This is a genomic window from Olivibacter sp. EAT-5, assembly GCF_044784325.1.
GTDB lineage: Bacteria > Bacteroidota > Bacteroidia > Sphingobacteriales > Sphingobacteriaceae > Olivibacter > Olivibacter oleidegradans.
Window position 1 is genome coordinate 5,611,248 of record NZ_CP173028.1, and the last position, 13,801, is coordinate 5,625,048.

General features: G+C 42.4%; 15 protein-coding genes and 1 pseudogene. 7 read left to right on the forward strand and 9 right to left on the reverse strand.

Annotated elements, in window-relative coordinates; genetic code table 11:
- Positions 1 to 30 precede the first annotated feature (30 nt).
- The 5 genes from ACH11B_RS23360 to ACH11B_RS23380 all read right to left on the reverse strand — a co-directional run bounded on the left by ACH11B_RS23360 (position 31) and on the right by ACH11B_RS23380 (position 5,133).
- Positions 31 to 621: an RNA polymerase sigma factor gene (locus tag ACH11B_RS23360; protein WP_130855312.1), complete on the reverse strand. Its 591-nt coding sequence runs from the start codon at positions 619 to 621 to the stop codon at positions 31 to 33.
- A gap of 244 nt (positions 622 to 865) precedes the next feature.
- The gene (locus ACH11B_RS23365) at positions 866 to 1,858 is read right to left on the reverse strand and encodes a S41 family peptidase (RefSeq protein WP_377610606.1); all 993 of its coding nucleotides are present in this window, start codon (positions 1,856 to 1,858) and stop codon (positions 866 to 868) included.
- Between the two features lie 107 nt (positions 1,859 to 1,965).
- Entirely contained in the window at positions 1,966 to 2,889 is a 924-nt protein-coding gene (locus ACH11B_RS23370) for a helix-turn-helix transcriptional regulator (protein WP_013667574.1), read from the reverse strand.
- A 10-nt stretch (positions 2,890 to 2,899) separates the two neighbouring features.
- Positions 2,900 to 3,784: an NAD(P)H-binding protein gene (locus ACH11B_RS23375; protein ID WP_377610608.1), complete on the reverse strand. Its 885-nt coding sequence runs from the start codon at positions 3,782 to 3,784 to the stop codon at positions 2,900 to 2,902.
- Positions 3,785 to 3,867: 83 nt separating this feature from the next.
- Positions 3,868 to 5,133, reverse strand: coding sequence for an MFS transporter (locus tag ACH11B_RS23380; protein WP_377610610.1), 1,266 nt, complete (start codon positions 5,131 to 5,133; stop codon positions 3,868 to 3,870).
- 130 nt (positions 5,134 to 5,263) lie between these two features.
- Between ACH11B_RS23380 and ACH11B_RS23385 the strand changes: the two genes are divergently transcribed.
- The 3 genes from ACH11B_RS23385 to ACH11B_RS23395 all read left to right on the forward strand — a co-directional run bounded on the left by ACH11B_RS23385 (position 5,264) and on the right by ACH11B_RS23395 (position 7,139).
- On the forward strand, positions 5,264 to 6,121 hold the full coding sequence (locus tag ACH11B_RS23385) for a helix-turn-helix domain-containing protein (protein WP_377610612.1): 858 nt from the start codon (positions 5,264 to 5,266) through the stop codon (positions 6,119 to 6,121).
- 74 nt (positions 6,122 to 6,195) lie between these two features.
- Complete coding sequence (locus ACH11B_RS23390; RefSeq protein WP_377610614.1) at positions 6,196 to 6,912, forward strand: siderophore-interacting protein; 717 nt, start codon at positions 6,196 to 6,198, stop codon at positions 6,910 to 6,912.
- A 14-nt stretch (positions 6,913 to 6,926) separates the two neighbouring features.
- Complete coding sequence (locus tag ACH11B_RS23395) at positions 6,927 to 7,139, forward strand: hypothetical protein (RefSeq protein ID WP_013667579.1); 213 nt, start codon at positions 6,927 to 6,929, stop codon at positions 7,137 to 7,139.
- Here the strand turns inward: ACH11B_RS23395 and ACH11B_RS23400 are convergent.
- Positions 7,131 to 8,027, reverse strand: a complete 897-nt coding sequence (locus ACH11B_RS23400) for a LysR family transcriptional regulator (protein WP_377610616.1) — start codon at positions 8,025 to 8,027, stop codon at positions 7,131 to 7,133. The two genes, ACH11B_RS23395 and ACH11B_RS23400, sit on opposite strands and share 9 nt — an antisense overlap.
- Positions 8,028 to 8,117: 90 nt before the next feature.
- On the opposite strand from ACH11B_RS23400, the gene ACH11B_RS23405 reads away from it, so the two are divergent.
- Together ACH11B_RS23405 and ACH11B_RS23410 are read left to right on the forward strand one after the other, a co-directional pair.
- Positions 8,118 to 8,987 carry an alpha/beta fold hydrolase gene (locus tag ACH11B_RS23405; RefSeq protein ID WP_130855299.1) on the forward strand — a complete coding sequence of 290 codons (870 nt, stop codon included), beginning with the start codon at positions 8,118 to 8,120 and terminating at the stop codon, positions 8,985 to 8,987.
- A 30-nt stretch (positions 8,988 to 9,017) separates the two neighbouring features.
- Positions 9,018 to 9,428 (forward strand): nuclear transport factor 2 family protein, encoded by a 411-nt coding sequence (locus ACH11B_RS23410; protein ID WP_130855298.1) that lies wholly within the window; start codon positions 9,018 to 9,020, stop codon positions 9,426 to 9,428.
- Positions 9,429 to 9,438: 10 nt separating this feature from the next.
- Here ACH11B_RS23410 and ACH11B_RS23415 read toward each other — a convergent pair.
- Positions 9,439 to 9,618: pseudogene (locus tag ACH11B_RS23415) on the reverse strand (helix-turn-helix domain-containing protein); the annotation flags it as partial.
- 226 nt (positions 9,619 to 9,844) lie between these two features.
- On the opposite strand from ACH11B_RS23415, the gene ACH11B_RS23420 reads away from it, so the two are divergent.
- Positions 9,845 to 10,369 (forward strand): hypothetical protein, encoded by a 525-nt coding sequence (locus ACH11B_RS23420; protein WP_377610618.1) that lies wholly within the window; start codon positions 9,845 to 9,847, stop codon positions 10,367 to 10,369.
- A gap of 79 nt (positions 10,370 to 10,448) precedes the next feature.
- On the opposite strand, the gene ACH11B_RS23425 is transcribed toward ACH11B_RS23420, so the two are convergent.
- Positions 10,449 to 10,967 carry a hypothetical protein gene (locus ACH11B_RS23425; RefSeq protein ID WP_377610620.1) on the reverse strand — a complete coding sequence of 173 codons (519 nt, stop codon included), beginning with the start codon at positions 10,965 to 10,967 and terminating at the stop codon, positions 10,449 to 10,451.
- 97 nt (positions 10,968 to 11,064) lie between these two features.
- Positions 11,065 to 11,421 carry a MarR family winged helix-turn-helix transcriptional regulator gene (locus ACH11B_RS23430; protein WP_377610622.1) on the reverse strand — a complete coding sequence of 119 codons (357 nt, stop codon included), beginning with the start codon at positions 11,419 to 11,421 and terminating at the stop codon, positions 11,065 to 11,067.
- 118 nt (positions 11,422 to 11,539) lie between these two features.
- On the opposite strand from ACH11B_RS23430, the gene ACH11B_RS23435 reads away from it, so the two are divergent.
- Entirely contained in the window at positions 11,540 to 13,792 is a 2,253-nt protein-coding gene (locus tag ACH11B_RS23435) for an ATP-binding cassette domain-containing protein (protein WP_377610624.1), read from the forward strand.
- Positions 13,793 to 13,801: the final 9 nt, after the last annotated feature.

Below are 13,801 nucleotides of genomic sequence, written 5' to 3' on the forward strand. Positions count from 1 at the left end.
GATTAAGTTGAAAAAAAATGAAGATTTGGTTTATAAGCAATAGAATTTGATCATCACCAGCAGTATTAAGGCGCTGTACTGGTCTTTATTCAATTTTTCGCGTAGCGTTTTAAGTGAATTGTATATCTGCTTTTTTACCGTTTCATTTGATATGCCCAGTCGTTCGGCAATTTGTTTATGACTGAGCTCCTCTTTACGGCTTAACAGGAAAATCTCCCGCATTTTAGTTGGCAACTTTTCAATTTCAGACTCAAAGAATTGCTCCAGGCCTTTTGCCATGAAAGCTTCGTCCGATGCACCTGCCAACTCATCAAAAAAAGACTTAATTGAGCTTAGATAATGACGAGTTTCGATATTGCGCCTAATAATCTTGACCGCATTGTTACGGACAATTGCCAATAGATAGCTTTGTATATTTTCAACATGCTCTATTGATTTCCGATACTTCCAGCATGAAACGAACGTATCCTGAACGGCATCCTCCGCGTCATCCTCGTTATCCAGAATGCGGACGGCGCACAGAAAAAGTCGCTCCCAATAGGCATCGTACAATTCAGCAAAAGCCGAATCATCGCCTGCAATAAAGCGCTGCAACAAGGCACGATCTCTTTTTCCGCTCATGAAGATTAGGTTTATATCAGCTTCTATTTAAGGATCACTTAAATATATTCGAATATATAAAAAATTAATAAGCTTGAGCAAGCAAAAAAAAATCGCTGATTTAATTAGCGAATTAAGCTACTATTACACGAAGCTGAGACCGAAACCGAAGAAGTGTTGATATTTTCACGTCGACCCAAATGCATATTGTTTGCCGTTAAGAAAAATGATGGTCGCAATCGCCATCGCGGCGATCTACTCAATCCTATTGATCTTTTCGATCCTTTTCAATCAATTTACGAGCTATTTCCAATGCGTCCTCATCACCTGAAAGCACATCAGGAATGACACCGGTACCCTCCCATCCTTCATCGGAATGTGGAGCGACCACCATCTTTACCGGAACAAAAGCGATCAGATTTCGCTTGAGCGGAACAAAAGACCCCGCAATACCGGCACCTGCCGTGGTATCGCCCACAATGGTTGCTCTACCAAGCTTTTGCATGGCATAAGCTAAGCCTTCCGATGCGGAAGCCGTTCCAGGTCCCACCAAAATGTATACTTTAGCATCCGGGTTTCTCCTACCGGGCACATACGAATAGGTCCACTCCTGCTCGTCCATTTTACGATTTTTGTAAAACCCGTTCAGATAAAATTTTTCATTTCCGGGCGAATAGAAATAAGAAGCGATAAAACGTCCCATATGACCGGTACCACCTGGATTATGGCGGATATCAAGGATCACATATTTACTGTGAGCTGCCATATTCATAGCTGCAGATGCCATTTCAAAGGATTCTTGTGTTCCCCAAAACGGACCGGGGATATCAATATAAGCGGTAGATTTAGCACCATCGATCTGTACACTTTTAAAGCCGTAATTTTGAGTTTTCATACGCTTTAGTTCTGTGCTGTCGTCCGATCGACGGCCTGAAGGTGCCGATAAACGCTTATAGGTTTCCTCATTTTTCATGACCCGCAGATGCACATCTTTATGCACAGTACGTAAGTCCTCCGTTAACTTCTTAGCCAGCGAATCTTCAGATAACCCTACGTAACGACCAGCCTTTTCATTTCTTAATATGGCTTGCTGATATTTGGCAGATATTTCGGGAAACGGATATACCTCCACCAACTGATCTGTCAATTTTTGCACAATATCATGTACATCTTTAACACCGACGGTTTGTGCACTTGCGGATGCACTAAACAATAATAAGGCTATTGATAAGGCTTTTTTGATTTTAATAGGGTTCATTTTAAACATCATACCAACAAATATAAAAATGCCGATTCAGTGTCATGCGGGTCCCCCACCGGATTAACAATACATTAACAATTAAGATAGTTTAACGTATTATGTTATCAACTCCATCCGTTAAATGAAGCCCGAAAAGCTAGGGGTGTCAAGTTTGTTTTACTTTTGAAGAGCTTACTGAAGCTTTGCGGATGCTCAAAGCCCAGGTTGTAGGCTATTTCGCTCACCGACCGATCAGTTGTTGACAATTGTTCTTTCGCTATTTCAATGACTTTATGGTGTATATGCCATTGCGTGCTTTGCCCGGTTAATAGCTGGAGCAAGTTGCGGAGGTAGGTAGGCGATACGTGCAAACTATCGGATATATATTTTACAGTCGGCAAGCCTTTATGCATTAAATCCCCATCGTCGAAATAGTCGGCAAGCAGCCGTTCCAACCGATCGAGTATTTGGTGGTTACTTACCTGTCGGGTGATAAATTGCCTTTGGTAGAAGCGATCAGCGTAATTAAGTAAGGTCTCTATTTGAGAAATAATAATAGGTTGACTGAATTTGTCGATATTCGTTTGATATTCCTGTTCAATGTTTTGAATAATGCCATTTAAGGTCGATTCCTCCTTTGCTGAGAGGAATAGAGCCTCATTCACTGCATAATCAAAAAAATCATATTTTTTAATCGCCTTGGCCAAAGATGTATTCCAAAGGAAATCCGGATGAAATAGCAGTAGCCAGCCGGCATGTTGCATAGCAGCATCGCTACTTTTCGTAATACTAAACACCTGATTGGGTGCCATAAAAAATAGCACCCCCTCATCAAAATCATACACCTGTTGACCATAGCGTATCTTCGCATTGCTCGTTCGCTTTAAAGAAATGGAATAAAAGTCCAATATCAAGCTGTCCCAATCATAAGAAGAATCATGCTGAATGAGCCGATAATCCACCACGCTGACCAATGGATGTTCGGGCTCAGGCAAATTGCGCAGCTTATGAAATTCACTAATGGATTTAATACGCCTTGGTACAGACATAAATTTTTAATTAGTTACGATGAAAAACATGCGCAAACTCTTCTGCATAACTTTCAAGCGATACCCTCCCAAATGCTGGTGGATGCTCGTCAAAATCCGCTCGCAATTTTCCGTTATGAATGGCCATTCCCAATTCGATCAGCTTTTCCGCTGTCTCCTGACGCATTCCTCTATCCCGCAAGTTTTTCATCACCTCATCTTCCGGTAAAGTTAACCATTTCAGATCAGGCATACCAATTGCCTTACCCAAAATCGTGGCAACCTCATCGCACGTACGATCATCGCTGACCACATACCGGATCGGCCTTGTTTCCTCTACAAGCGTTAGCTCTTCCGCTACGGCATCTGCAATATCCAGTGGCGAAACCATCGGTAATCGATCGTTACCGCCATAAACAGCGCCTATGAATCCTGCTGTCTTAATCATTCCGATAAAAGACTCCAAATTATAATAAAAAAAACCTGGACGAACATGCGTTAAATTAATAGCCGGGATTTTATTCAACATCTGCTCCACACGATAAGAACCCGTAATGATGCCGGTCGCCGATGGCAAATGTGCTCCATAACTGCTCAAATGAACAATTCTTTCCACACTGGATTTCCGTATAGCATGATCATATATTTTTCCGGTAGATTCGTAATAAACGATTTGATCGGGCTGCGTAAAGTCGGGCGGTATCATACAAAAGGCTGCATCCGCACCAAGAAATACTTGTTCAAGAAACTCACTGTCAAGCAAAGATCCGATCGCAGCTTTTGCACCCAGTGTTTCAATATCCCTTTGCCTATCGGGATTGCTACTAATAAGTGTTACCGCATGTCCTCTCTTTACTAATTGTTCCGTTAGCGGACTACCGATATGTCCTAAAGAACCTGTTACTATAATCTTCATTTTTTATGCATTTTATTTGTACAAAAGTCCCGCTTTGCATAAAAATGGATGTAGCCGAATCGATCTATTTTGTAGTTATAAAATCAATCCGCCAATTGTCTCTTCAAATCCTTTTCTAGATCTAATTTTCTAAAAGAAGGTAAGGCCAATCCAGTTGTCACAACCGTAAGCAAGGTCATTGTGCCGCCAAAAATAACGGAAGTAACTGTTCCCATCAACCGTGCGGTCAATCCACTTTCAAAGGCACCCAGTTCATTGGACGAGCCTACGAAGATCGCATTGACGGAGGCCACCCTGCCCCGCATAGCGTCAGGTGTTCTTAATTGTAAAATTGTATCCCGGATGATCATCGAAACCCCATCTGTTACACCACTAAAGAAAAGGGCCATTACCGACAGCCAAAAATTGGTTGATATCCCAAAGACTAAAATACTTAAGCCAAAACCAAAAACAACCAGCAATAATTTCATCCCTGCGTTTTTGTACAAAGGAAAATAGGCCGATACGATCATAATCAGGGAAGTTCCAACCGCAGGTGCCGCACGTAAAATACCAAAACCCTCTGATCCTACCTTTAAAATATCTTGGGCAAATACCGGTAAAATAGCTACCGCTCCACCAAACAATACAGCTACCATATCCAAGGTGATGGCTCCTAAAACCGATTTTTCAAGGAATACAAAACGAAGTCCCTCGCCCAGGCTACTCCATACCGATTGATCGGTTTTCGCATTTGTTACGGGTTTTTTAGAAATCCCTGTTAATGTCACTAATGCCAATAGGGAGAAACCCAAGATGACGCACATAGACCAATGCACACCGATCATGCCAATTGTAAATCCTCCTAAAGCAGGTCCCAGCACACGCGCCAATTGTCCAGCGGTACTGTTCCAAGTAGCACCATTAGGATATAAGCGTCTAGGCAAAATGAAGGCCATGAGCGAAAAAACCGTCGGACCAATAAAGGCTCGAACAAGGCCGCCCAAAAAGACCAAAGCATAAATACCTAGCAATACTGTATTGGATGAAATACCAGCAATCACCCGTGGCCATGTCAATAAAAATAAACCGAGACTAATGATTGAAAAACCGGCAATACAATTCATAAGGAGTGTTTTGTTATCTTTTCGATCGGCTACATGGCCGGCAAACAAGGCCATGAGTACGGCCGGAATCACTTCCAGAAGGCCAATATATCCTAAAGACAAGGGCGATTTCGTTATACTATAAACTTCCCATTCAATGACCACAAACTGCATCGACCAGGCGAAGACGATCGCAAAACGAACAAGAAGAAAACGACTAAATTCCGGATATTTAAAAGACGCGTAGGGTTCTGAATTAACCATGCTTTAAATTTGACGACCAAACTTAAGGAAAATGGACGGCAAATTTACTATCGTAAAAAATTGCGTATTCTATCCCGAATAAAAGAAACATCTATTAGTTTTGTCAGAACAATACATACGCTAAAAAGCCATGAACCGACGTGCCCATACCATTCCTTTAAATACGATGGCCAGTACATTCGGAACGGGTATTTTCCTCGAAACGGCCTCGTCGAGGGATGTAGAATTACATAAGCCAGCGGCAGAAGCGCATCGGGACGACTATCATTTATTTTGCATTCAGGACCAGGGAACAACCACGTTCGAGATCGACTTTCAACGCTATGAAGTCGTCGGCGCTGCGCTCATGTATATACAGCCCAATCAGGTACATCGGGTAATCGGCGTTGAGAAAGCGAACTTCCGTGTACTTATCATCAGTCATGACAACCTTCACCCCGAAATTCTCAATACACTGCAAGAAATAGCACCCGCAAAGCCGCTAAGATTGAGTCAGGAAGCTTTTAGTCTCGTCTCCGAAAGCATGTCGCTCTGCATCAAACATTTTCAACGGAAACAGGAAAAATTATATCACATCATACTCAGAGAGAGCTGCAATGCTTTAGTCGCCTTAATTACCTCTCAATATTCAGCACTTACCAAACCAACGGAAACCCTTTCCCGCTTCGATGTAATTACCAAAGCATTCAAATCCATCCTGGAAAAGGACTTCACGCTCATAAAACGACCCACTGATTACGCCAGACGATTAAAGGTCTCCACTGTTTACCTAAACGAGTGTGTCAAAAAAAGCACCGGCCAACCCGTACGCTATCACATTCAGCAACGCATCATACTTGAAGCGAAACGTTTACTTTATCACTCCAACAAATCGGTAAAAGAAATCGCGTTCGAGCTAGGTTATGACGATTATCCCTACTTTTCTCGTTTGTTCACCAAAGTAGTTGGTATGACGGCATTAGGCTTTCGAAAGAAAAACCTTGATTAGTCCAATACTTACCCTGTTTCAGCCTTCTTTGCGCTGTCGTTTCGTGGTTTCTTTGTTCAAAAAAATAAAAGATTATGCCAAGCGCTCCCAAATGGGTATTCGATGTTTTCGACCGTGTTTTATCGTCTAAATCATCAACGATGGAGGTAACCATGGTCGAATACCTATCCGATACCGTCAAGAGAATTCAATTTACAGGAAATTTTAAAAAGTTCAATTTCGGTGTAGGAAGTTTTATCGATTTCCGGGTAAGTGATACAGAGGCCAGGCGATATACCGTTTCTTATGTTGACGATATGCGCGAAAGACTTGAACTCATTGCGCATATACATGGTGAAGCACCCGGAAGCTGCTTTATGCGTAAGCTCGATATTGGCGACACGGTTAACATCAATCCGCCCCGAGAGTACAAGTATTATGAGCCAACAGCCGCAAAGTACGTCATTTTTGGCGATGAAACATCCTTAGGACTTGCCTGTTCTTTCTTACCGGTGCTTATACAAAACCGGCATCAGTTTCAATTCTATTTGGAACTGGAAAAAGAAAATCACGACATCGTCTCGCTGTTGCCATTGAGCAATTGCACCGTATTTGATAAGAACGACGCATTTAGTGATGAGAAATGGGTGGACGCGCTACCCGTTGTCCAATCGACCGAATGGCAGCAATCCAACTTTGTCCTAACCGGGAACGCCAAATCAGTCCGAACATTCCGGAAGGTTTTGAAAGCCAGAAACACGGGTAAAATAGTCTCACACGGTTATTGGCTGGAAGGAAAAAAGGGTTTATAATAAAATTTTATCAGATGATTTACATATTTAAAACTTCCGTACAGCGCGAAGAGGATATCCGGCAATTAAAGCCCTATTTAGATAGCATTCAACCTTGGGCGAAATGGAATTTTGATCTAGAGGATTGCGATAAAATCTTACGGGTCGATACCCCGCGCAATGATGCTTTTAGCATCATTCGCGTGTTGCATACGAATGGTTTTCAATGTGAAGAGCTGTCATATTGATTGCTCCACGTTCGAATGCTTCGATTGATTTTTATACATATCAATAAACACTTGCATCAGCTTGGATGGACGGCGGTTGCTACGCGAGATCAGGACTGTTGTCATCGTTCCGAGCGACTTGCTCAGCGGGAAAGTCTTGATCTCTCTCGCTGCATAATAGGAACTGACAATCTGCTCGGGCAAGATGCTAATGCCCAAACCCGCCTCTACAAAATTTATAATGCCCTCAATGGAATTCACTACAATAGGCTTATACTGTACGATGCCTTTTGCGCTTAATAGCGATTCCAATCTTTCCCGGAATACGCAGCCTTGATCAAATACAACAATCTTAGGGATTGCATGCCGGCTTAATTCCGATGATAAGGAGGCGGCCTTCCTATGCGCCAAGATAACCAATTGCTCTTCGTGAATGATTTCCTGCGTTAGACCGGAGATGCTAATAGGACCCGAAACAAAAGCCGCGTCTAACTTATAGTCATGTACATCCTGCACCAATTCCGGTCGCATGGCTGATTTGAATTCCAACTCTACATGTGGGTAGGCCGCACCAAAATCATGCAGAATCGTCGGAACACGAAGCGCCATGGTGGTTTCAATGCATCCGATTTTCAATGATCCCGTCAAGACATCAATATTTTTGACCTCTCTTTTCGCTTCATCCAGCAGGTGAGTAATCTCTTTAGCATATTGCATCAGCACTTCACCTGCCGGTGTCAATGCCACCTTTTTTGCATTTCGTTCAAAAAGCGATGTACCAAACTCCTCTTCCAAGCTGCGAATACGCGCCGTTACGTTCGACTGCACGGTAAACATCGCTTCTGCGGCCCGTGTAAAGCTACTATGCAATGCCACGGCCTCAAATATCCTTAGGTCATTTGTATTCATAAATCATAAATAATGATTTATTACATCATAATAAATCGTTTTTAATAATCAAATATCTGAAATAATTTTGGATAAGCAAAACAATAGAACATGAAAACAAATTCGATTCATTACCATACCCTGAGCGCTAACGGCATTAATATTTTTTACCGTGAAGCCGGCCCGACAGAAGCGCCAACGCTTTTATTGCTACACGGTTATCCAACTTCATCACACATGTTTCGGAGTTTGATCCCGATTTTGGCTGATCGTTATCACCTAATCGCGCCCGATCTTCCCGGCTTTGGCTACTCCGATGCACCTAGCAGAACGGTATTTACGTATACATTTGATAATCTGGCGAAAACCATGCAGGCTTTTATTGACAAATTAAACCTTAAAAGATTTGCCATCTATGTATTCGATTACGGCGCGCCTACGGGTTATCGTTTGGCACTCGCCAATCCTGAAAAAATCACCGGTATCATCTCTCAAAATGGCAATGCTTATGAAGAAGGTTTAGGCTCCGATTGGGGACCTATTCAAAAGTACTGGAAAGAAGATACGCTGGAAAACAGAGATGCACTCCGAGGCTTCGTTACATTAGAAGGAACCAAGTTTCAGTATTTTAGCGGTGTATCCGATCCAAGCTTAATAGCCCCTGAATCGTACACCCTGGATCAGTATTTTCTTGATCGCCCCGAATCAGATGAAATCCAGCTCGATCTGTTAAGAGATTACAAAAATAACGTTGCTTTATATCCAAGCTTTCAGGAATACTTCAGAACCTATCAACCCAAGCTTTTAGCTGTTTGGGGCAACAAGGATCCTTTCTTTTTGCCACCCGGCGCAGAGGCTTATAAAAGAGACATTCCCGATGCAAGCGTAAAATTCTATGACACCGGCCACTTTGCGCTCGAAACCCATGTGAACGAGATCGGCGCAGATATACTGGCCTTTTTAGACAGCCTGCCCCAATAGCCTAATACATAGTTTTTAAATTGATAATATATGGAACAGAAACATCCTTTACCGCCATTCACCTACGAAACAGCACTTCAAAAGGTACAATTAGCAGAAGACGCATGGAACAGTCGCGATCCCGAAAAGGTGTGCCTTGCCTATACCATCGATACCGAATGGCGCAACCGTTCGGAGTTCATCAATGGACGCGAAGAGGTGAAAGCTTTTCTTGCCCGAAAGTGGGCGCGGGAATTAGATTATAAGCTTAAGAAAGAGCTCTGGAGCTTTCAAGAGAACCGCATTGCCGTCCGTTTTGAATATGAATGGCATCAGGCCGAAGGACAATGGTATCGAAGTTACGGAAATGAAATGTGGGAATTCGATGAAAATGGGTTGATGCGGAAACGCTACGCTAGCATTAACGATTGTCCTATTACGGAACAGGAGCGGCGTCTTTAACGTATAATCATCAGCTGAAAGACTGTCGAAACTCCAGGGGGCTTTGTTTGGTCTTGGCTTTGAATAGTTTGCTGAACGACTGAGCATGTTCAAAACCTAGTGCATAGGCGATTTCACTTACGGACAAATCGGAAGTAGAAAGCTGCTCTTTCGCTTTTTCAATCAGTTTTTCGTGAATATGCTGTTGGGTGGTCTAAGATCGTATTCTTTTGCACGTTCATTTTGCTGATGTATTGTTTCAGCAAAGATCAGGCATCATTAGCTAGCGAATTTAACCAAAAGGAACATCGTCGTAGCCAAAAGGGCGAAATGTACGTGGGCACAATAAACCTTTCCTATGTTCTAAAGTCAAAACTAAAAGCGCCATTAAGCTGGAACGATTTTTCGCTTTGACGCTTTCATTAAATTGAGCAAACATGAAAAGAGCAATATTATTAGCAGTTGCCGCCTTCACGATGGTAATTGTGGGACAAAGCCAAGTACATGCGCAACGCCACGAAAAGGACGATAAGTATTGGGAGCGACGTAAAGAAGCAGATAAAAAAAGATATGAATATTATCGTGAGCGCGACAAAAAGCGGGCAGAATATGCGCGTGAAGAAAGAAAGAGAGAAAAAGAGTACTATCGTGAGTCGGCTAAACGTCGTAAAGAATACTTAAAAGAACGCCGCAAGCATGGGCTACCTAGCTGGGCATTGGCACATCATTACGACGCAAGTCGCCATGTATATTTTCGCGATTATCATACCTTTTATGATCCCTATCGCGGTGGCTATGTTTATTTAAACGGCGGGAATTGGCGTTTTTCAGCAGAAATACCTTCCTTCATGATCAATGTCGACCTTGGCCGCGCCAATATAATGGTTGTGAAGGATGTTCCGATAAGCAGGCACCCCGAGGACTTTTACGATGACTATGAAGAAGACTACTGGGATGATTAATGTGCTTTAATGTAGTGATTATTAGCGTAAAGCGCTGTAAAATAAGATACCCCATGACCTACTGCGCCAAGGGGTATCTTTATAAGCCATTTTCTTTATTAAAATGATCGAGTGCCTTACGCATTTTTTCATCTTTATCGTATACCTGCTGAAATAACTTTCCTTTTCGCTCCAACAATTCCAAGATTTTATCTTGCGCTAGCCTTATTTTTGTGGTATCCACGCCATGCGTTATTACTTGTTGCATAACCTCTTCCCGATCGGCCATATGTAGCAACTTCAACGCTTGATAATAATCAACCGCCGCTCGTTTTAAGGCCTCCCCTTCCTTCATGTTCCTAACAGAAATAGCAGAAGTTCTTTGTATCAAGGAATCAAATTGCGCTTCCTGTTTATCAATCGCTGATAAGGCGCCCTTAAAATCGTCGTTTACCAAGCAATTCAATTTCGCCTCTTCCGGGCTTCCCTCACTTAGTATGATATCTTTTAGGTATTCGTCATTGGCGCTAATCGTGTTCCTTAGGTCAATAGCTTCCGTTGGTTTGCAGGAAGCAAGTACCAGCATGCCACCTATCGCAACAATAATTTTCGTCTTCATAAACGCTTCATCATTTCATGTGCAAATAAATTGATTTTTAACAACATATGGAATATTGCCTTTATTTTGTTTGCACAGTCAATTATATTGTCGGTGTTCACAATTTAATTTTAGTCAATACTTTATTCAATAAATACGCTAAATCTTCCAACTCTTTTTTCGACAATATGGCGCTTGCTTGTTTGGTAACGCGCTCACGGAAGCTTTCTGAAGCATCTATTAACAACTTCCCTTTGTCGGTTGCTTTGAGATAAAAAACCCGCCGATCTTCATCGCTTTGCTCCTGAGATAGCAAATCATTTTCCAGTAAAAACTTAACCTGTCGGGATATGGCCGGTGCACTGATCCCGAAATCCATCGCCAATTTCTTTCCTGTTGTCTTCCCTTTGCGGTATATATACTCCACTAAGTTATAGTGCGTTGCGGTGACTCCGTTAAAATCACCTTTGTTCATATTAGCTAATATATAACACTGAAGATCCGTAAAAACTTCAAAAAACCGTTTCTGCGCGTTTGTCATAAAACAAAAAAAGGTTAACTTAGTTAACTATTAACAAAGTTAATAAAAAAACATGTCTTCTATCAAAATCATCCATGCACGGCAAAATAACCTTAAAAATATTTCACTCGAGATTCCAAAAAAAAGTATCACCGTTTTTACGGGCGTCTCCGGCTCCGGCAAATCATCCTTGGTGTTTGAAACCATTGGTGCAGAGGCACAACGGCAGATCAATGAAACGCAGAGTAGTTTTATCCGAAATCGCTTACAGCACTATGGCGTTGCCGATGTAGATCGGATTGAAAATCTCAATGTTCCGGTCATTATCAATCAAAAAAGACTAGGGGGCAATGCACGTTCTACGGTCGGCACAGCAACCGATGTATATGCTCCTTTACGGCTTCTGTTTTCGCGGATGGGCCAGCCTTTTGTAGGGTATTCTAATGTCTTTTCTTTTAATAACCCCCAGGGCATGTGCCCACAATGTGAGGGATTAGGCTTTGTTCAGACCGTCAACGTGTCCACGCTCATCGATAAGGAGAAGTCGTTAAACGAAGGCGCTATTTTATTTCCAACCTTCCAGCCTGGTGGCTGGCGTTGGACCCGCTATGTATATGCCGGTTATTTTGACAACGATAAAAAACTGAAGGACTATACCGAAGACGAGTGGAATAGGTTACTTTATGCTTCGGAGCATAAACCTCCGCACCCCGATAAAAATTGGGGCAAGACGGTAAAGTATGAAGGCGTAATCCCGCGAATTGAACAAGCTTTTTTACGAAAAGATGCCAAGGAATATCATACACGTAAACAGGCCTTAAAGCAGATAATAAGTATACAAACTTGCCCTTCCTGTAAAGGACAACGATTAAATAAGAAGGTACTCTCTTGTAAAATAGGCGGAAAAAATATAGCAGATTGCACCGTATTAGCTATCGATGAGTTATTGCATTTCATTAATAACCTACAATCCGAAGCCTATGCCGTCATTCTTCAGGAAATAACCAAAAAGCTCCAAAACATCTGCGATATTGGTTTGCAATACTTAACGCTGGACCGGCGAACAGACACATTATCCGGTGGCGAGTCGCAGCGGATTAAAATGGTGAAATACCTTGGCAGTAGTTTGGTCGATTTACTTTATATTTTTGATGAACCCAGTATTGGTTTGCATCCAAAGGACGTTCAACATATCGCTTCGATCATCCATCAGATAAAAGACAAAGGAAATACCGTGCTGATCGTAGAACACGATCCGGATCTCATTAAAATAGCCGATCAAGTAGTAGACATGGGGCCGGGATCGGGCAGCAATGGCGGCGAAATCATCTACCAGGGCGGCTTTGCAGGTCTCAAGCAATCGGATGGAAAAACGGGCCGCTATTTCGCACAGCGTCCTTCGTTCAATAAAAATCCACGCAAGGCTAAGGGATATCTGGAAATCAAAAATGCCACCAAAAATAATTTAAAAAACGTTTCCGTGCGCATTCCCGAAGGTGTCTTTACCGTTGTCACCGGTGTAGCCGGCTCCGGAAAAAGCACCTTAATTCATGGTGTACTACCGGATTTTTATCCCCAAGCCACCATCATTGATCAATCGGCCTTCGTAAGCAATGTCCGATCCAATGTATTAACCTACCTTCATTTATCTGATGCCCTTAGAAAGCTCTTTGCTGACGCCAATCAGGTATCAGAAAAACTATTTAGCAGAAACAGCGAAGGGGCCTGCAAAAACTGCAAAGGCTTGGGAGTAGAAAAGATTGATCTTGCATTTATAGACGACATCGAACAACCATGCGAGGTATGTGGCGGTTCGGGATATGACCCCGAAGTTTTGCAATATACTTACCGCAAGTTGAGCATTGCCGATGTGATGAAGCTGACCATCACCGATGCAATTTCCCTTTTTCCTGAACCCCTGTTTTCAAAAGCTTTTAACTTGTTAATTCAGTTGGGATTGGAATACTTAACGCTTGGTCAACGGTTAGATACTTTTTCAGGTGGAGAAAGACAACGCCTGAAATTAACAAAAGAGCTGAGTGGTTCCGGCAATATCCTTATTTTGGATGAGCCGAGCACAGGCCTCCATCCTAGCGACACCGAAAAATTATTGATTTTTCTGAACCAGCTGGTTGATCAAAACAATACGCTTATTGTAATTGAACATAACCTCGACATCATTGCCAGAGCAGATTGGATTATTGATATTGGGCCCGGGGCCGGAAAATACGGCGGTGAAATTGTATTTGAAGGAACCGTAGAACAGCTATTAAAAAACAAAACCAGTGTTACTGCAAGCTACTTAAATCAGTATTTAAAGACATAGCCTTCGGGG

Coding starts and splice junctions, on each gene's coding strand:
- ACH11B_RS23360 (WP_130855312.1), bottom strand. CDS start 621: ATGAGCGGAAAAAGAGATCGTGCCTTGTTGCAGCGCTTTATTGCAGGC.
- ACH11B_RS23365 (WP_377610606.1), bottom strand. CDS start 1,858: ATGAACCCTATTAAAATCAAAAAAGCCTTATCAATAGCCTTATTATTG.
- ACH11B_RS23370 (WP_013667574.1), bottom strand. CDS start 2,889: ATGTCTGTACCAAGGCGTATTAAATCCATTAGTGAATTTCATAAGCTG.
- ACH11B_RS23375 (WP_377610608.1), bottom strand. CDS start 3,784: ATGAAGATTATAGTAACAGGTTCTTTAGGACATATCGGTAGTCCGCTA.
- ACH11B_RS23380 (WP_377610610.1), bottom strand. CDS start 5,133: ATGGTTAATTCAGAACCCTACGCGTCTTTTAAATATCCGGAATTTAGT.
- ACH11B_RS23385 (WP_377610612.1), top strand. CDS start 5,264: ATGAACCGACGTGCCCATACCATTCCTTTAAATACGATGGCCAGTACA.
- ACH11B_RS23390 (WP_377610614.1), top strand. CDS start 6,196: ATGCCAAGCGCTCCCAAATGGGTATTCGATGTTTTCGACCGTGTTTTA.
- ACH11B_RS23395 (WP_013667579.1), top strand. CDS start 6,927: ATGATTTACATATTTAAAACTTCCGTACAGCGCGAAGAGGATATCCGG.
- ACH11B_RS23400 (WP_377610616.1), bottom strand. CDS start 8,027: ATGAATACAAATGACCTAAGGATATTTGAGGCCGTGGCATTGCATAGT.
- ACH11B_RS23405 (WP_130855299.1), top strand. CDS start 8,118: ATGAAAACAAATTCGATTCATTACCATACCCTGAGCGCTAACGGCATT.
- ACH11B_RS23410 (WP_130855298.1), top strand. CDS start 9,018: ATGGAACAGAAACATCCTTTACCGCCATTCACCTACGAAACAGCACTT.
- ACH11B_RS23420 (WP_377610618.1), top strand. CDS start 9,845: ATGAAAAGAGCAATATTATTAGCAGTTGCCGCCTTCACGATGGTAATT.
- ACH11B_RS23425 (WP_377610620.1), bottom strand. CDS start 10,967: ATGAAGACGAAAATTATTGTTGCGATAGGTGGCATGCTGGTACTTGCT.
- ACH11B_RS23430 (WP_377610622.1), bottom strand. CDS start 11,421: ATGAACAAAGGTGATTTTAACGGAGTCACCGCAACGCACTATAACTTA.
- ACH11B_RS23435 (WP_377610624.1), top strand. CDS start 11,540: ATGTCTTCTATCAAAATCATCCATGCACGGCAAAATAACCTTAAAAAT.